The following is an 18318-nucleotide window of genomic DNA, read 5'->3' as shown; positions in this document are numbered from 1 at the left end:
GGCTATAGCAGCAACCGCCTGAAGCCATCGATCGGCAACGGCCGGCTGTGTAAATACCCTTGGAACAAATGGCACCCCAGCTTTTGCAGAAACGCCAGTTGTTCCGGGGTTTCCACGCCCTCGGCAATCACTTCCAGGTTTAGGCTGCGGGCCATGGCCACAATAGCGCGGATGATTTCGGCGTCGTTGGGGTCGTGCGTCGCGTCGCGTACAAACGACTGGTCGATTTTCAGCGCATCTACCGGCAGGCGCTTGAGGTAGGTCAGGGAGGAGTAGCCGGTGCCAAAGTCATCCATGGCAAAACTGACCCCGAGCTTTTTCAGGCGGCGCATCTTGGCCACGGTGTCATCCAGGTTCTGGATCACGATACCTTCGGTGATTTCCAGCTTCAGCAGGCTGAAGGGCAGTTGATGCTGGTTGAGGCTGCGTTCGACGCGTTCGACAAAATCGTTCTGGCGGAACTGCCGTGGGCTGATGTTGACGCACAGGCTGAAATCAAGCGGGTCTACCAGGCCTTCGGCGATCAATTGCTGAAAAGCCGCGCAGGCTTCATCGAGGATCCAGGTGCCCACTTCGAGGATCAGGCCGCTGTCTTCCAGTACCTTGATAAATTCGGACGGCGACTGCGCGCCCAACTGCGGGTGGTGCCAGCGCACCAGGGCTTCGGCGCCGACAATCTTGTCGCCCCGTGCATCGACCTGAGGCTGGTAGTGCACGCTGAACTCGCCGCGCGACAGCGCCAGGCGCAGGTCGGTTTCCATGCGCAGGCGTTCGCTGGCGGTTTTTTGCATGCTGTTGTGGAACATTTGCGTGGTGTTGCGCCCTGAGTCCTTGGCGCGATACAGGGCAATGTCGGCGCGCTTGAGCAGGTCCGCCGGGGTTGAGCCATGATCGGGAATCAACGCCACGCCGATACTGGGCGTGACCTGCAAGCGATGCCCATCGAGGAACATCGGTTCCGACAGCAGTTCGCGCAAGGTGTCGGCCAGTTCCTGCACCTGGTGGCTGACTTCCATGCGCGAGCCGTCCAGGCCACTGAGCAGCACCACAAACTCATCGCCACCCAGGCGCGCCACGGTGTCTTCCATGCGCACGCTGGCTTCAAGGCGCGCGGTGACGATTTTCAGTACGGTGTCGCCCACCGGATGGCCGAGGGAGTCGTTGATGTGCTTGAAGTGGTCAAGATCAAGGAACAGCAACGCGCCACGTAAATTGTGGCGCTTGAGCAGTGCGATCTGCTGGCTCAGGCGGTCCATCAGCAGCGCACGGTTGGGCAGGTTGGTCAGCGGGTCGTGGTAAGCCAGGTGGCGGATCTGCGCCTGGGCGTTCTTCAGCAGGCTCACGTCCCGTGCGGTGAGCAGCAGGCACGGGGTTTCATTCAGGGTGATGGGTTCTACCGAAACCTCCACCGAGAGCAATTCGCCGCGCTTGTTGTGCCAAAGCATCTCCAGGTGATGAATGCGACCCTTGATCTGCAGTTCGGTCAACAGCGCCGAGCGCTGGTTCTCATCGGCCCAGATGCCGATCTGGTACAGCGTAAGGCCGATGGCTTCTTCGGCGCGGTAGCCGGTGAGGCGGCAGAAACCGTCGTTGACCTCCACATAGCGGCCGCTGTCGCGCTCGGTGATGGAAATCGCGTCGGGGCTGGAGTGGAAGGCCTTGGCGAACTTCTCTTCGCTGGCCTTCAGGGCCGCTTCCGAACGTTGCTGCTGGGTGATGTCGCGCAAGGTGGTGACGATGCATGGCTGCTCGCCAACCTTGATCAGGCGGCTGGAAATCACGCAGGTCAGGCTCTGGCCGTTCTTGTGATGGGCAACCACGGTCACATTGTTCAACGCCTGTTCGCGGATCACCCGCTCGATACGTTGCAGGCGCTGGTCGGCGTCGTCCCACAGGCCGATCTGGTCGGCGTTCTTGTCGATCACCTCGGCGGCGGCCCAGCCGAAGGTCTGGGTGAAGGCCGGGTTGATCTCGATAAAGGTGCCGTTTTCCAGGCGCGTGACGCAGATCGGGTCGGGACTGGCCTGGAACAGGCTGGCGAATTTTTCTTCGGAAGCGCTCAGGCGTTGTTCCCGTTCCACCTGGTCAGTGATGTCCAGCAGAGTGCCGGCCATGCGCAGCGGAACGCCTTTCTCGTTGCGGTACAGGCGGGCGCGGCTTTCCAGGTAGCGCGAGGTGCCGTCTTCCATGGGCACGCGGTAGGTCAACTGATAGTTGCCGGCCGGGCCTTCGCGCAGGGTGCGGTAGGCATTGCGCATACTCTCGCGTTCTTCATCGGGCATGCCCTCGAAAAACGCGTCGAAGGACTCATGGAACGGTTCGGGCGGCAAGCCGTGCAACTGCGCGGCGCGGGCCGAGCCGTAGAGCATGCCGCTGGGGATGTGCCAGTCCCAGGTGCCCAGTTGCGCCGAATCCAGGGCCAGGTCGAGGCGTTCCTGGCTGTCCTTGAGGGCCTGCTCGGCGGTTCTGTGTTCGGTGGTGTCGAGAAAGGTGCTGATCAGGTAGGCCTCACCCTCCAGCTCGACCTTTTGCGCGCTGAGGATGCCATCGTGGATCTGGCCGTTACTGGCGCAAAACTGCACCTCCAGGGTGATGGACTCGCCCTTGCGCTGAGTGGCCTTGACCAGTTGCGCGCGTTGCTCGGGGTGGCGCCACAGGCCCAGGTCGAGGGTGGTGCGGCCGATAGCGTCGGCCACCGGCCAGCCGAACAGTGTCTCGAAGTGCTGGTTGGCCTCGCTGATCAGGCCATCCGACTGGCGCGTCAGCAGCACCATGTTCGGGCACAGATGAAACAGTGTGGCGAAGCGTTTTTCCGAGTGGCTGAGGGCGCTTTCCCGCTCGCGCTGGTGGGTGATCTCACGAATCACGCCGATCATGCGGCCCCGGCCGGTTTTGTCTGGCAGCAAGCTGCCGTTGATTTCCAGCCAGTGAAAGCTGCCGTCCGGCCATTGAATACGGTGATGCATGGCCTGCTCGACCGGCTCGCCCGCCAATACCGCATGAAAAGCCCGTACCACTCGGACGCGATCGCCGGGGGCCAGCAGATCGAGGTAGTCCAGGTCCTTAGGCAGTGGCTGGCGCGGGTCAAAGCCAAACAGCGCCTGGGTGCCGCGTGACCAGCTGATTCTGCCGGTATCGATTTCCCAGCACCATGCGCCCAGCCGGGCAGCGTTGAGGGCGGCCAACAATTGCGGGGCGCTGTCCCAGCTTTGCTCCGCCTCTTGAGGGTCCAGAGCATAGATGCGCGGCAGGGGTGGCACGGAATCGACGGGGTTGCGCATTATCAAAGGGCCTTGATTCGATGGGCAAACAGCGCGGTTTTACTCAGAAACCTGCGGCCGCACAATGTCATACCGGTACCCCTGGCAGATCGACCTGTGCATCCAGCAGGCTCATGAAAGCCCGCGCAGCATTCGACAGCGTCCTTTCAGTGTGCACGATATAGCCTAGCTGGCGACTGAGTTGTATGCCTGGCAAAGCGATACTGGCGACCTGGTCGTCGAGCATGGTGCGCGGTAACACACTCCAGGCCAGGCCAATGGACACCATCATCTTGATCGTTTCCAAATAGTTAGTGCTCATCGCGATGTTCGGCGTGAGGCCCTGGGCTTCAAACAGACGCCTGACGATATGGTGGGTAAAGGTGTTGCCGCCGGGGAAAACCGCCGGGTGGCCGGCAATGTCGGCCAGGCTGACCCTGCCGTTGCCGATCAGGCTGTGCTCCGGCGCCACCACGAAGTCCAGTGGGTCGTGCCATACCGGGGTGGCGCTTACCAGGTGGTGGGGATCGGGTGCCAGGGTAATTACGGCGACTTCGGCGCGGCCGTGGAGGATTTCTTCGTAGGCCACTTCCGAATCGAGAAACTGAATATCCAGCGCCACGTTCGGGTATTCCCGGGTAAAGGTGCGCAGCACCGGCGGCAGACGGTGCAGGCCGATATGGTGACTGGTGGCCAGGGTGAGACGCCCGCTGACTTCGCCGGTCAGGTTGGTGAGCGCGCGGCGCGTGTCGTCCAGCACGTTGAGGATCTGATAAGCACGTGGCAGCAGTGCCCGTCCGGCTTCGGTCAAGCCCACTTCACGGCCCAAACGATCAAACAGGCGCACTTTCAGTTGCTGCTCCAGCCCGGCGATCCGCTTGCTGATGGCCGGTTGGGTCAGGTGCAGGCGTTCACCGGCGCCGGAGAAGCTGCCGGTCTCGGCGATGGCAATAAACGCATTGAGGTTGGCCAGGTCCATTGGTGTATTCCAGTTGGTAATCCAAAGCATAAAAAATATGAATTTGAGTTATTTAATGTAGCGCCATACCATCAGCCTCACAAGCCAAAGGGTTATTGAAAAGCCCGGCGTATGAAACACCGCTGATGAGGACCGACTGATGGCCGGCAAAACGCTTTACGACAAGCTTTGGGATTCCCATGAAGTGAAACGGCGCGATGATGGGTCGTCGCTGATCTATATCGACCGTCACATCATCCATGAAGTGACCTCGCCCCAAGCGTTCGAAGGCCTGCGACTGGCCGGGCGCAAGCCTTGGCGCGTCGACTCGATCATCGCCACTCCGGACCACAACGTGCCGACCACCCCGGAGCGCAAGGGCGGTATCGACGCCATCGTCGACACCGTGTCGCGCCTGCAGGTGCAGACCCTTGACGACTATTGCGACGAATATGGCATCACCGAATTCAAGATGAATGACGTGCGTCAAGGCATCGTGCACGTGATCGGCCCGGAGCAGGGTGCCACCTTGCCCGGCATGACCGTGGTCTGCGGTGACTCTCACACCTCCACCCACGGTGCCTTCGGCGCCCTGGCCCATGGCATCGGCACTTCCGAGGTGGAACATGTGTTCGCCACCCAGTGCCTGGTTGCCAAGAAAATGAAGAACATGCTGGTTCGCGTCGAAGGTACCTTGCCCTTCGGTGTGACCGCCAAGGACATCGTCCTCGCCGTGATCGGCAAGATCGGCACCGCCGGCGGTAACGGCCATGCCATCGAGTTCGCCGGCAGCGCCATTCGTGACCTGTCCATCGAAGGCCGCATGACCATCTGCAACATGTCCATCGAGGCCGGTGCCCGCGTGGGTATGGTGGCGGCTGACGACAAGACCGTTGAGTACGTCAAAGGCCGTCCGTTTGCACCCACAGGCGCTGACTGGGACGCCGCGGTTGAGGCCTGGAAAGACCTGGTGTCCGACGCCGACGCGGTGTTCGACACCGTGGTTGACCTCGACGCCGCGCAGATCAAGCCGCAGGTCAGCTGGGGCACCTCCCCGGAAATGGTCCTGGCCGTCGACCAGAACGTGCCGGACCCGGCCAAAGAGGCCGACCTGGTCAAGCGCGGTTCCATCGAGCGCGCCTTGAAGTACATGGGCTTGAAAGCCAACCAGGCGATCACCGATATCCAGTTGGATCGCGTATTCATCGGCTCCTGCACCAACTCGCGGATCGAAGACCTGCGGGCCGCGGCGGTGATCGCCAAGGGCCGTAAAGTGGCGGCGACCATCAAGCAAGCCATCGTGGTGCCGGGTTCGGGCCTGGTCAAAGCGCAGGCCGAAGCCGAAGGCCTGGACAAGATCTTCCTCGAAGCCGGTTTTGAATGGCGCGAGCCGGGCTGCTCGATGTGCCTGGCGATGAACCCGGACCGCCTGGAGTCGGGCGAGCATTGCGCCTCGACTTCCAACCGTAACTTCGAAGGGCGCCAGGGTGCCGGTGGTCGTACCCACCTGGTCAGCCCGGCGATGGCCGCCGCTGCTGCCGTCAACGGTCGTTTCATCGACGTTCGCGAATTGATCTGAGGAATCCCCGATGAAAGCTTTTACCCAGCACACAGGTCTTGTCGCACCGTTGGACCGCGCCAACGTGGACACCGACCAGATCATCCCCAAGCAGTTCTTGAAGTCGATCAAGCGCACTGGTTTTGGCCCGAACCTGTTCGATGAGTGGCGCTACCTGGACGTGGGTTACGCCTACCAGGACAACTCCAAGCGCCCGCTGAACAAAGACTTCGTGCTCAACGCCGAACGCTACCAGGGTGCCAGCGTATTACTGGCCCGAGAAAACTTCGGCTGCGGCTCCAGCCGTGAGCACGCGCCGTGGGCCCTGGAGGAATATGGCTTTCGCAGCATCATTGCGCCGAGCTACGCCGACATCTTCTTCAACAACAGCTTCAAGAACGGCCTGTTGCCGATCATCTTGACCGACGAAGAGGTCGACGAACTGTTCAAGCAAGTGGAGGCCGATGTGGGCTACCAGTTGACCATCGACCTGGCCGCGCAAACCGTGACCCGCCCGGATGGCAAGGTGTACCACTTCGAAGTGGACGCCTTCCGCAAGCACTGCCTGATCAATGGCCTGGACGATATCGGCCTGACCTTGCAGGACGGCGATGCGATTGCTGCGTTTGAGGCCAAACACCGGGCCAGCCAGCCCTGGTTGTTTCGCGACGCATAACCCACTGTAGGAGCGAGCTCGCTCGCGAAAAAGCCCAAGGCGCGAGCGTTGTTTCAGGCTGTCAGTGTCAGCGTTGGCGGCCTTCGCGAGCAAGCTTGCTCCTACAAAAAAGCACCACCAGAAGGAGCTTTCCATGACCACCGCCGCCCACACCCAAGTCGTGCAAAAACAATTCGGCGAGCAGGCTGCCGCCTACCTGAGCAGTGCCGTGCACGCCCAGGGCACCGAATTCGCGCTGCTCCAGGCCGAACTGGCCGGGCAGGGCGCCGCGCGCCTGCTGGACCTGGGCTGCGGTGCCGGGCATGTGAGTTTCCAGGTGGCGCCATTGGTCAAGGAAGTGGTCGCCTACGACCTGTCCCAGCAAATGCTCGACGTGGTTGCAGCCGCTGCGCAAGAACGTGGTTTCACCAATATCAGCACCGTAAACGGCGCCGCCGAACGTCTGCCGTTTGCCGATGGCGAGTTTGACTTCGTGTTCAGCCGTTATTCGGCCCACCACTGGAGCGACCTCGGCCTGGCGTTGCGCGAAGTGCGCCGCGTGCTTAAACCGGGTGGGATGGCGGCGTTTGTCGACGTCTTGTCACCGGGCAGCCCGCTGTTGGACACTTACCTGCAAACCGTCGAAGTGTTGCGCGACACCAGCCACGTGCGCGACTACTCCGCCGCCGAGTGGATGCGCCAGCTCAGTGAAGCCGGTCTGCATGTGCGCAACAGCAGCCGCCAACGCCTGCGCCTGGAATACACCTCATGGGTCGAGCGCATGCGCACACCTCAAGCCCTGCGCGCGGCGATCCTTGAGCTGCAGCAGGCGATGGGCCAGGAAGTGCGTGATTATTACGAAATTCAAGCCGACGGCACCTTCAGCACCGACGTGCTGGTGGTGTGGGCCGAACGCTGATTGATTTTTCCCGACCTGCCCACGGGCGGGTCGCTTGATGAAATGAGGAACCCATGAGCAAGCAGATTCTGATTCTCCCTGGCGACGGTATTGGTCCGGAAATCATGGCCGAAGCGGTCAAGGTCCTGGAGTTGGCCAACACCAAGTACAGTCTGGGCTTCGAGCTGAGCCACGACGTGATTGGCGGTGCCGCCATCGACAAGCATGGCGTGCCGCTGGCCGACGAAACCCTGGACCGTGCCCGTGCCGCCGACGCCGTGCTGCTGGGCGCCGTGGGTGGCCCGAAATGGGACAAGATCGAACGTGATATCCGCCCTGAGCGCGGCCTGCTCAAGATCCGCGCGCAACTGGGCCTGTTCGGCAACCTGCGTCCGGCGATCCTCTACCCGCAACTGGCGGATGCCTCGAGCCTCAAGCCGGAAGTGGTGGCGGGCCTGGACATCCTGATCGTGCGTGAACTGACCGGCGGTATCTACTTTGGCTCGCCACGTGGCGTGCGTGAGCTGCCCAATGGCGAGCGCCAGGCCTACGACACCCTGCCGTACAGCGAGAGCGAAATCCGCCGTATTGCCCGTGTCGGTTTCGATATGGCCCGCGTGCGTGGCAAGAAGGTCTGCTCGGTGGACAAGGCCAACGTACTGGCTTCCAGCCAACTGTGGCGCGAAATCGTCGAGGAAGTCGCCAAGGACTACCCGGACGTCGAGTTGAGCCACATGTACGTCGACAACGCCGCCATGCAACTGGTGCGTGCGCCCAAGCAGTTTGACGTGATCGTCACCGACAACCTGTTCGGCGACATCCTGTCCGACCAGGCCTCGATGCTCACCGGCTCCATCGGCATGCTGCCGTCGGCGTCCCTGGACACCCACAACAAGGGCATGTACGAGCCTTGCCACGGCTCGGCGCCTGACATTGCCGGCCAGGACATTGCCAACCCGCTGGCGACCATTTTGTCGGTCTCGATGATGCTGCGTTACAGCTTCAACCTGAGCGTGGCGGCGGACGCGATCGAGAAGGCGGTGAGCCTGGTGCTGGACCAGGGCTTGCGCACCGGCGATATCTGGTCGCAGGGTTGCACCAAAGTCGGTACGCAAGAAATGGGCGACGCAGTAGTCGCCGCGCTGCGGAATCTGTAATCTCTCGGGCCCACTTGCAGTTGTTGCTGCAAGGCGGCCCACTTTTTAACAAGGTGTAGTTGCGATGAAACGTGTAGGTCTGATCGGTTGGCGCGGTATGGTCGGTTCCGTGCTCATGCAGCGGATGCTGGAAGAGCAGGATTTCGATCTTATCGAGCCGGTGTTTTTCACCACCTCGAACGTGGGTGGCCAAGGGCCGTCCGTGGGCAAGGATATTGCCCCGCTCAAGGACGCCTACAGCATTGACGAGCTGAAAACCCTCGACGTGATCCTGACCTGCCAGGGTGGCGACTACACCAGCGAAGTCTTCCCCAAGCTGCGCGAAGCCGGCTGGCAGGGTTACTGGATCGATGCCGCCTCGAGCCTGCGCATGCAGGACGACGCGGTGATCATCCTCGACCCGGTCAACCGCAGGGTCATCGACCAGCAGCTGGATGCCGGCACCAAGAACTATGTCGGCGGCAACTGCACCGTCAGCCTGATGCTGATGGGCCTGGGTGGCCTGTTCGAAGCCGGCCTGGTCGAGTGGATGAGCGCCATGACCTATCAGGCAGCCTCCGGCGCCGGCGCGCAGAACATGCGTGAGCTGATCAAGCAGATGGGCGCGACCCACGCCGCTGTTGCCGATCAACTGGCCGACCCGGCCAGCGCGATCCTCGACATCGACCGCCGTGTGGCCGAAGCCATGCGCAGCGATGCCTACCCGACCGAGAACTTTGGCGTGCCATTGGCGGGTAGCCTGATCCCGTGGATCGACAAAGAACTGCCAAACGGCCAGAGCCGCGAAGAGTGGAAGGCCCAGGCCGAAACCAACAAGATCCTCGGTCGCTTCAAGAACCCGATCCCGGTGGATGGTATCTGCGTGCGTATCGGCGCCATGCGTTGCCACAGCCAGGCGCTGACCATCAAGCTCAACAAAGACGTGCCGATCGCCGATATCGAAGGGCTGATCAGCCAGCATAACCCTTGGGTCAAGCTGGTACCGAACAACCGCGACATCAGCATGCAGGAGCTGAGCCCGACCAAGGTCACCGGCACCCTGAATGTACCGGTGGGCCGTCTGCGCAAGCTGAACATGGGCAGCCAGTTCCTGGGCGCCTTTACCGTCGGCGACCAACTGCTGTGGGGCGCGGCCGAGCCGCTGCGTCGCATGCTGCGGATCTTGCTGGAGCGTTGATTTTTTGAAGCAGTAAAAAACCCGCAACTGGTGACAGGCGCGGGTTTTTTATTGCTTGTCATGGCCCTATCGCAGGCCCAGGTTAATTGCCTCACCCCCAGGCACCCGGTAAAGTGCCGCTCCTCCCCGCAATGCCCGAGGCAGCCCTCATGACCCAGACCTTTGAAATCGCCGTAATCGGCGCCACCGGCACCGTTGGCGAAACCCTGGTGCAGATTCTCGAAGAACTGGCATTCCCGGTAGGCACCCTGCATCTGCTGGCGGGCAATAATTCAGCCGGTGCGTCGTTGCCGTTTCGTGGTAAGAACGTGCGAGTGCGGGAGGTCGACGAGTTCGATTTCAGCAAGGCGCAACTGGCGTTTTTCGCCGCTGGTCCGGCGGTGACCCTGAGCTTCGCGCCGCGCGCCATCGCGGCGGGGTGTTCGGTGATCGACTTGTCAGGTGCCTTGCCCGTCGAGCAAGCGCCGCAGGTGGTGCCGGAAGCCAATGCCCATATACTCAAGGGCCTGAAAAAACCCTTCCAGCTCGCCAGCCCGAGCCCGTCCGCGACCAACCTGGCGGTGGTGCTCGCGCCGTTGCGCGCGGTGGTGGACATCCAGCGTGTCAGTGTCACTGCCAGCCTGGCGGTGTCTGCCCTGGGGCGCGAAGCGGTCAGCGAGCTGGCGCGGCAAACCGCCGAGCTGCTGAATGTGCGCCCACTGGAACCACAGTTCTTTGATCGGCAGATGGCTTTCAACCTGCTGGCACAGGTCGGCAAGCCAGACGCCCAGGGTCATACGGCCCTGGAGAAGCGTCTCGTACACGAATTGCGTGCCGTGCTGGAAAATCCTTTGCTAAAGATTTCCGCAACCTGCGTTCAAGCCCCGGTGTTTTTCGGCGATAGCCTGACTGTCTCATTGCAACTGAGCGCACCGGTCGATCTGGCTGCCGTCAATCGCGCACTCGAGGCCGCTCCTGGTATAGAGCTGGTGGAAGAGGGGGATTACCCAACAGCGGTGGGCGATGCCGTCGGCCAGGATGTGGTCTATGTGGGGCGGGTTCGCGCCGGGGTGGATGATCCGGCGGAACTAAATCTGTGGCTGACGTCAGATAACGTACGCAAAGGCGCGGCGCTGAACGCCGTGCAGTTGGCGCAGTTGTTGATAAAAGGCCTTGCGTAAAAGATACTTGGCGGCAATTTGTAGATTGATTCTAACCAGGCGCTATGCTTGGCCCCAAGCAGGAACAATTGCGCGTCGGTGACCTATCGGCTCGCCATGCCTTATGGCAAGCGGTTACCAACCTTCTCGCCGGCCGGGGAGTGTTCAAACAAAGGATGAGGCTATGGTTCAAGTTCGCAAACTGGTGTTAGCAATAGCGGCCGCCTCGGCGCTGTCCTCCGGTATGGCGCAGGCGCTGCAACTGGGGGAAATGACCCTCAAGTCGACCTTGAACCAGCCGTTGTCGGTGGAAATCGAATTGCTCGATGTCGGTGGCCTGACGGCTGCCGAGATCACCCCGAGCCTGGCCTCATCCCAGGCGTTTGTGGATGCGGGCGTGGATCGCCAGGCGTTTCTCAATGACCTGACGTTCACCCCGGTGATCAATCCCAATGGCCGCAGCGTGGTGCGCGTCACCTCCAGCAAGCCGCTGCCTGATTCCTACGTACGTTTCCTGCTGCAGGTGCAATGGCCTAACGGCCGTTTGATGCGCGACTACAGTGTGCTGCTCGACCCGGCCAAGTTCGACCAGTCGGCACCCGCCGCCACAACGCCCGCGCCTCGCTTGAGCGCGCCGGCCAGCAGTGGGCCGACGCCGAGCAAGCCTGTCTTGCACACCACCACGTCCCGCGACACTTTGTGGGAAATCGCCGCGAAGCACCGTAATGGCGCCTCCGTGCAGCAGACCATGCTGGCCATTCAGGCGCTGAACCCCGGTGCCTTTGTCGACGGCAATATCAACCGTTTGAAAACCGGCCATGTCCTGCGTCTGCCTGATACCGTTCAAAGCACTGCGCTGTCCCAACCTAAAGCCATCGCCGAAGTGGCGGCGCAGAACGCCGCGTGGCGCCAGGGCCGTCGTTCCGCGGCTAACCAGGCAACCGGCAAGCAGCAGTTGGACGCCACCAGGCGCACCCAGGCGGGCAATGCGCCATCGACCACTCAAACCCAAGACAACCTGAGCCTGGTCTCGGCTGAAGCGGCCAGGAAAGGCGGCAAAGGCAAGGCGGGAGACAGCCAGGCCCTCGGCGACAAGCTGGCGATGACCCAGGAACAACTGGACACCACGCGCCGCGACAACGAAGAACTCAAGAGCCGCGCTGCCGACTTGCAGAGCCAGTTGGACAAGCTGCAAAAGCTGATCCAACTGAAAAACGATCAACTGGCGCGTTTGCAGGCTGAGAAAGGTGACCCGGCAGCCCCGGCGACGGCGGCGATGCCCGCGCAGTTGGCCGGCGAACCTGCGGCCGCGCCAGCAGCACCTGCAGCACCTGCAGCGGCGCCGACGCCCGTTACGCCACTCGCCGAGGCCGCCAAGCCCGATGCCGCGCCAGTCTCGACCACCGACGGCAAATTCAATGAGCTGCTGACCAATCCGGTGGTGCTCGGTGTTATCGGCGGCGCGGCTGGCCTGGTGGTGCTGTTGCTCCTGCTGCTGTGGGCGCGTCATCGCAATGCCCGTCGCGAAGAGGAAAAGCACCTGCGCATGGCGCGTGCCCTGGCTGAAGAGCCGCTGTTTAGCTCCAATATCGATCAGGATCTGCCATCGGACAGCTTCGAAGGCCTCGAAGTACCGCCGCCTAACGTCAAGCTGACCACGACGCCCGCGCCCGCTCCGGTGGTTGCGCCGGCGGCGATGGCACCGACGGTTGCGTCCGTACTCGCGCCGCTCGCGGCGGCCGTGGCCCAGCAAAACGCCAACGATGCGCTGGCCCAGGCCCAATCCCATATCGACCGTGGCCATCTGAACCAGGCTGCCGACGTGCTGGAACAAGGCATCAAGCACGAGCCCAAGCGCAGCGACCTGCGCCTGAAGCTGATGGAGGTCTACGGCCTGCAAGGCGACAAGGACGGTTTCGTCACCCAGGAGCGTCAGCTGGTGGCCAATGGTGAAAATCACGCCCAGGTCGAACAGCTCAAGAGTCGTTTCCCGGCCATGGCCGTACTGGCCGCCGGCGTGAGCGCCGCAGTGGCGGCGGCGGCCCTGGACGCCCAGTACGTCAAGGACCTGTTGGAAGACAAGCCAGCAGCCCCGGCACCCGCGCCCGAGGCGGTCGACACCGATTTTGATCTGAGCCTGGACGATCTTGAAGCGGTCTCGCCCGCCAATCTTGACGATGAGCGCACGTTTGCAGCGCTCCTGCAGGAACAGACAGAGCCCAAGGCGAGTCAGGATGATCTGTCGGACTTTGACCTGGACCTGCAGCTGGATGCACCCGCCTCGGCTCAATCGGACGATGACTTCCTCTCTGGCCTTGAAGGGCAGGTGAAGGACGTGCCCGCGGTCGAGCCGCCGACCCTCACGCCGGCGGCGCAGGACGATTTCGACCTGCCGGAAGATTTCGACCTGTCTCTGGCGGACGAGCCGGATGCGACGGCCAGGCCCGATGCCTTCGCTTCGGAGCTGGACGATGTCAACGCCGAGCTGGATCGTCTGTCCCAGAGCCTGGAGCATCCGCCGATCGAGCACACCTTCACCGCTGAAGATGCGGCACTGGGCGCTGACGAGCCGGAGTTCGATTTCCTGTCCGGCACCAATGAGGTCGCCACCAAGCTCGACCTGGCCCAGGCCTATATCGACATGGGTGATGCGAGCGGCGCGAAAGACATCCTTGCCGAAGTGCTGGCCGAGGGCGACGAGGGGCAGCGCAGCGAAGCCAAGGAAATGCTTGGCAAACTCTGACGGCTGACGCATGGCCGGTGTGGGGGCGATCCCTGACAAAAGCGCCCGCCACGCGACAGCCGCCCTTATAATGGATGCCTTTGCGCAACTCATCGGGCTCTCAGTTCTTGGCAAATATAGATAACGCGGCCGCCGAAATGGCGGCCGCAGGCTTTTACCGTATCGCCCTCGGCGTGGAATACAAAGGCTCGCGCTATCGCGGCTGGCAGCGCCAGGCGTCGGGTGTGCCGACCGTGCAGGAAACGTTGGAAAAGGCCCTGTCCAAGGTGGCCGACTCACCGGTATCGCTGATGTGCGCCGGGCGTACCGACGCCGGTGTGCACGCCTGTGGCCAGGTGGTGCACTTCGATACCCAGGCCGAACGCTCGATGAAGGCGTGGGTGATGGGCGCCAATATCAATTTGCCCCATGACGTCAGCGTCAGCTGGGCCAAGGTCATGCCTGCGCACTTTCATGCGCGCTTCAAGGCGATTGCCCGGCGTTACCGCTACGTGATCTACAACGACCAGATCCGTCCGGCGCACCTTAACGAAGAGATCACCTGGAACCACCGCCCGCTGGACGCCGAACGTATGGCCGAGGCCGCGCAGCATCTGGTGGGCGTGCATGATTTCAGCGCCTTCCGGGCCGGCCAGTGCCAGGCCAAGTCGCCGATCAAGGAAGTCCATCATCTACGGGTGACCCGCCACGGCAAGATGATCGTGCTGGATATTCGTGCTGGCGCGTTCCTGCATCACATGGTGCGCAACATTGCGGGTGTGCTGATGACCATCGGCACTGGCGAACGCCCGGTGGAATGGGCCAGGGAAGTACTCGAAAGCCGCATTCGCCGTACCGGCGGGGTGACGGCCCATCCGTTCGGCCTGTATCTGGTGGAGGTCGAGTACCGCGACGAGTTCGAGCTGCCGGAGCGTTTCATCGGGCCACACTTCCTCACGGGTTTCAGCGAACTTGGCGGCTGACGCCCGGAAAAGCTTTTGTTACCATCCGGGACTTTCCCGGCGCAAACCCTGAGGTTTCTACGATATGTCTGCCGTTCGCAGCAAGATTTGCGGGATTACCCGCATCGAAGACGCGCTGGCGGCAGTCGAGGCGGGTGCGGATGCCATCGGTTTGGTGTTTTATGCCTGGAGTCCACGGGCGGTGAATGTGTTGCAGGCGCGGGCGATCATCCAGGCACTGCCGCCGTTCGTGACCACCGTGGGCTTGTTCGTCAACGCCAGCCGCTGCGAACTCAACGAAACCCTGGATGCTGTGCAGCTGGATCTGCTGCAGTTTCATGGCGATGAAACCCCCGAGGAATGTGAAAGCTATCAGCGCCCGTATATCAAGGCGCTGCGGGTCAAGGCCGGGGACGATATCGCCAGCGCGTGTGCCGCCTATGGCGGAGCGCGCGGGATTCTGCTGGACACTTATGTCGAAGGCGTGCCCGGTGGTACGGGGGAGGCGTTTGATTGGTCGCTGATTCCGGCGGGCCTGAGCATGCCGATCATCCTGGCGGGTGGGCTCAACCCCGGAAATGTCGCGGCGGCCATCGACCGGGTTCGCCCGTATGCGGTGGACGTCAGCGGTGGGGTAGAGCAGGGTAAGGGAATCAAGGATCACAGCAAGATTCGCGCGTTCATGCAGGCCGTGCGCAACAGCGGTGTCGGGATGTGACGGCTGGCAGTCTGCCGCCGTCCATAACTACCACTGTGTAAAACAGCCCGGCGCCACCTGCAGGTGGCCCGGAAACGAAGTGGCAACCCTGCGCTGGCAGGTTGTCTGGAAGGCTGAGGATGCAGGCTGGAAATGGCAGGTCGAACGTCTGACCCCGTCCAGCCTGGGTCATCGCCACAAATGAATTTAGCTCAAGGGCATACGCGGGGCTGTGTTCAAGCCACCGGTACTGGAGAAAGAAAGCATGAGCAACTGGTTAGTAGACAAACTGATCCCTTCGATCATGCGTTCCGAGGTGAAAAAAAGCTCGGTTCCTGAAGGCTTGTGGCACAAGTGCCCATCCTGCGACGCGGTGCTGTACCGCCCGGAACTGGAAAAGACCCTGGACGTTTGCCCCAAGTGCAACCACCACATGCGTATCGGCGCCCGCGCCCGCATCGACATTTTCCTCGACGCCGATGGCCGTCACGAGCTGGGCGCCGACCTGGAGCCGGTTGACCGTCTCAAGTTCCGCGATGGCAAGAAGTACAAGGACCGCCTGACCGCTGCGCAAAAGCAGACCGGTGAGAAGGATGCGCTGATCTCCGTCAGTGGCAAGCTGCTGGGCATGCCAGTGGTGGTCTCGGCGTTCGAGTTCTCCTTCATGGGCGGCTCCATGGGCGCCATCGTCGGCGAGCGCTTTGTTCGCGCCGCCAACTACGCCCTGGAAAACCGTTGCCCGATGATCTGCTTCGCCGCTTCCGGTGGCGCGCGGATGCAGGAAGCCCTGATTTCCCTGATGCAAATGGCCAAGACCTCGGCGGTACTGGCGCGTCTGCGCGAAGAGGGCGTCCCGTTCATCTCCGTGCTGACCGATCCGGTCTACGGCGGCGTTTCCGCCAGCCTGGCAATGCTCGGCGATGTGATCGTCGGCGAGCCTAAAGCCCTGATCGGCTTTGCCGGCCCGCGCGTGATCGAGCAGACCGTGCGGGAAAAACTGCCGGAAGGCTTCCAGCGCAGCGAGTTCCTGCTGGAGCACGGTGCAATCGACATGATCATCCCGCGCGGTGAGCTGCGTCCACGCCTGGGTAGCCTGCTGGCACAAATGATGGGCCTGCCGACGCCTGTGTACGTTGCTCCCAAGGTCGAGCCAATCGTCGTTCCTCCGGTGCCTGCGAACCTATGACCCAGCGTACCCTGGGCGAATGGCTCGCCTACCTTGAGCAGTTGCATCCGTCCGCCATCGACATGGGCCTGGAGCGCTCGCAACAGGTAGCGGCCCGCCTGGGGTTGGGTCGGCCGGCACCGCGTGTGATCACGGTGACCGGCACCAACGGCAAAGGCTCTACCTGTGCCTTTGTCGCCGCGCTGCTGCACGCCCAAGGGCTGAAAGTGGGCGTGTACAGCTCGCCGCACCTGCTGCGTTATAACGAACGGGTGCAGCTCAATGGCGTCGAAGCCACCGACGAGCAACTCTGCGAAGCCTTCGCCGCGCTGGATGCCGGGCGGGGCGAGATTTCCCTGACGTACTTCGAGATGGGCACCCTGGCGGCGCTCTGGCTGTTCGAGCGTGCGCGCCTGGATGTGGTGGTGCTGGAAGTGGGGCTGGGCGGGCGTCTGGACACCGTCAATGTGGTGGACGCCGACTTGGCGCTGGTCACCAGTATTGGCGTGGATCATACCGATTACCTGGGGGATACCCGCGAGTCGGTGTCGTATGAAAAGGCCGGGATCTTCCGCCCGGGCAAGCCGGCGTTGTGCGGCGACCTTGATCCGCCGCAACCCCTGTTGGATAAGGTGCGTGAGCTGGATTGCCCGTTTTTTCTGCGGGGGCATGAATTCAACCTCGAGGTCGGCGACCAGTACTGGCAATGGCGCGGGCGCGATGCGCATGGCCATATCGTGGAACTGCGCGATTTGCCGCTGCTGAACCTGCCGATGGAAAACGCCGCGCTCGCGCTGCAAGCCTATCTGTTGCTGGACCTGCCGTGGAATGCCGCGCAGATTGCTGCGACGCTGCTGGCCACCCGTGTGGTGGGGCGCCTGGATCACCGTGAGTTCGAGTGGCGTGGCAAGCACCTCAACCTGCTGCTGGATGTGGGGCATAACCCCCATGCGGCCGAGTACCTGGCCAGGCGTTTGTCGCGCAAGCCGCTTGCTGGTCGTCGTCTGGCGGTATTCGGGCTGCTGGCCGACAAGGACCTTGAGGGCGTGGTTGCGCCATTGCTGGGCTGTGTGCAGGCTTGGGCGGTGGCGCCGCTGGGTACGCCGCGCAGTCGTCCGGCCGCTGAACTGGAAATGGCATTGCAGAACCTTGCGACGCCCGTGACGTCGTATGCAAGCGTCACCGCCGCGCTGGAGGCTCAGTGCGAGGTGGCAGCGGCCGAGGACGAGATTCTGTTGTTCGGATCATTTTATTGTGTTGCCGAGGCGCTTGAGTGGTTGGCCCGGCGCTCCACGGAGGAAGCTGCACATGGCATTACTGGATAGCGCATACAAGCAGCGGATGGTCGGCGCCTTGGTGCTGGTGGCGTTGGCGGTGATCTTCCTGCCGATGCTGTTTTCCCGTCAGGACGAACAGCGTCAGGTCGTCGTCGAGGCCCCGGCGGCGCCCCAGGCGCCCGCCGTGCCGCAGGTGCAGGTTGAGCCGGTGGTGGTGCCTGAACCGCAGGCGCTGCCCGAAGAAGAGCCAGTGCCGAGCGATGAGGAGCTGGCTGCGCAGCAGGCGCCGTCAATGCCGGTGCAGCCAAGCGTGCCCGTGGTCAAACCAGCTCCCGCTGCGCCTGCCGCAGCCGCCAAGCCGGCATCCGCGCCTAAGCCGGTGACGCCGCAACCCGCCGCGCCGGGCAAGCCGGATGTGGGGCAGAGTCGCATCGACCCAAATGGTTTGCCGATCAGTTGGTCGATCCAGGTGGCCAGCCTGGGCAATCGGGAAGGGGCTGACGCTCTGCAGAAGAAACTGCGTGCCCAAGGGTATAACGCCTATATCCGCAGTGCTGATGGCAAGAACCGAGTGTTTATCGGGCCGCTGATCGAGCGCGCCGAGGCGGACCGCCTGCGGGACTTGCTGGATCGCCAGCAGAACCTGAAGGGTTTTGTCACCCGCTTCCAGCCTGAGCGTAGCTGAATAGTTGC

At 62.5% G+C, this 18318-nt stretch carries 14 protein-coding genes; 12 read left to right on the top strand and 2 right to left on the bottom strand.

What is annotated here, in order from left to right; translation table 11 throughout:
- Nucleotides 1–2: 2 nt before the first annotated feature.
- The gene (locus tag AB4O05_RS22715) at nt 3–3281 is read right to left on the bottom strand and encodes a sensor domain-containing protein (protein ID WP_460135192.1); all 3279 of its coding nucleotides are present in this window, start codon (nt 3279–3281) and stop codon (nt 3–5) included.
- Nucleotides 3282–3348: 67 nt separating this feature from the next.
- The gene (locus AB4O05_RS22710) at nt 3349–4239 is read right to left on the bottom strand and encodes a LysR family transcriptional regulator (protein ID WP_460135193.1); all 891 of its coding nucleotides are present in this window, start codon (nt 4237–4239) and stop codon (nt 3349–3351) included.
- Between the two features lie 139 nt (nt 4240–4378).
- Between AB4O05_RS22710 and leuC the strand changes: the two genes are divergently transcribed.
- From leuC to AB4O05_RS22650, 12 genes are all read left to right on the top strand, one after another.
- Nucleotides 4379–5797 carry a 3-isopropylmalate dehydratase large subunit gene (leuC, locus tag AB4O05_RS22705; RefSeq protein ID WP_460135194.1) on the top strand — a complete coding sequence of 473 codons (1419 nt, stop codon included), beginning with the start codon at nt 4379–4381 and terminating at the stop codon, nt 5795–5797.
- 10 nt (nt 5798–5807) lie between these two features.
- A complete protein-coding gene (gene leuD, locus AB4O05_RS22700; RefSeq protein WP_460135195.1) occupies nt 5808–6452 on the top strand; it encodes a 3-isopropylmalate dehydratase small subunit in 645 nt (214 codons plus the stop codon).
- 133 nt (nt 6453–6585) lie between these two features.
- Nucleotides 6586–7350, top strand: a complete 765-nt coding sequence (locus AB4O05_RS22695) for a class I SAM-dependent methyltransferase (RefSeq protein WP_460135196.1) — start codon at nt 6586–6588, stop codon at nt 7348–7350.
- Nucleotides 7351–7403: 53 nt separating this feature from the next.
- The gene (gene leuB / locus AB4O05_RS22690) at nt 7404–8486 is read left to right on the top strand and encodes a 3-isopropylmalate dehydrogenase (protein ID WP_460135198.1); all 1083 of its coding nucleotides are present in this window, start codon (nt 7404–7406) and stop codon (nt 8484–8486) included.
- A 64-nt stretch (nt 8487–8550) separates the two neighbouring features.
- Nucleotides 8551–9663, top strand: coding sequence for an aspartate-semialdehyde dehydrogenase (gene asd / locus AB4O05_RS22685; RefSeq protein ID WP_460135199.1), 1113 nt, complete (start codon nt 8551–8553; stop codon nt 9661–9663).
- Between the two features lie 149 nt (nt 9664–9812).
- Nucleotides 9813–10823, top strand: a complete 1011-nt coding sequence (locus tag AB4O05_RS22680) for an aspartate-semialdehyde dehydrogenase (RefSeq protein ID WP_460135200.1) — start codon at nt 9813–9815, stop codon at nt 10821–10823.
- Between the two features lie 163 nt (nt 10824–10986).
- A complete protein-coding gene (locus AB4O05_RS22675) occupies nt 10987–13545 on the top strand; it encodes a FimV/HubP family polar landmark protein (protein ID WP_460135201.1) in 2559 nt (852 codons plus the stop codon).
- A gap of 137 nt (nt 13546–13682) precedes the next feature.
- On the top strand, nt 13683–14507 hold the full coding sequence (gene truA / locus AB4O05_RS22670) for a tRNA pseudouridine(38-40) synthase TruA (RefSeq protein ID WP_460137515.1): 825 nt from the start codon (nt 13683–13685) through the stop codon (nt 14505–14507).
- A gap of 64 nt (nt 14508–14571) precedes the next feature.
- On the top strand, nt 14572–15204 hold the full coding sequence (locus AB4O05_RS22665) for a phosphoribosylanthranilate isomerase (protein ID WP_460135202.1): 633 nt from the start codon (nt 14572–14574) through the stop codon (nt 15202–15204).
- A gap of 244 nt (nt 15205–15448) precedes the next feature.
- A complete protein-coding gene (gene accD / locus AB4O05_RS22660) occupies nt 15449–16369 on the top strand; it encodes an acetyl-CoA carboxylase, carboxyltransferase subunit beta (RefSeq protein ID WP_460164802.1) in 921 nt (306 codons plus the stop codon).
- A complete protein-coding gene (folC, locus tag AB4O05_RS22655; RefSeq protein ID WP_460135203.1) occupies nt 16366–17673 on the top strand; it encodes a bifunctional tetrahydrofolate synthase/dihydrofolate synthase in 1308 nt (435 codons plus the stop codon). The genes accD and folC overlap by 4 nt, the downstream gene beginning before the upstream one ends.
- Nucleotides 17657–18310, top strand: a complete 654-nt coding sequence (locus AB4O05_RS22650) for an SPOR domain-containing protein (RefSeq protein ID WP_460135204.1) — start codon at nt 17657–17659, stop codon at nt 18308–18310. The genes folC and AB4O05_RS22650 overlap by 17 nt, the downstream gene beginning before the upstream one ends.
- The last annotated feature ends 8 nt before the right edge of the window (nt 18311–18318 follow it).

The organism is Pseudomonas sp. S1_G07 (assembly GCF_054668565.1).
This window is presented reverse-complemented; position numbering and strand designations above follow the sequence as displayed.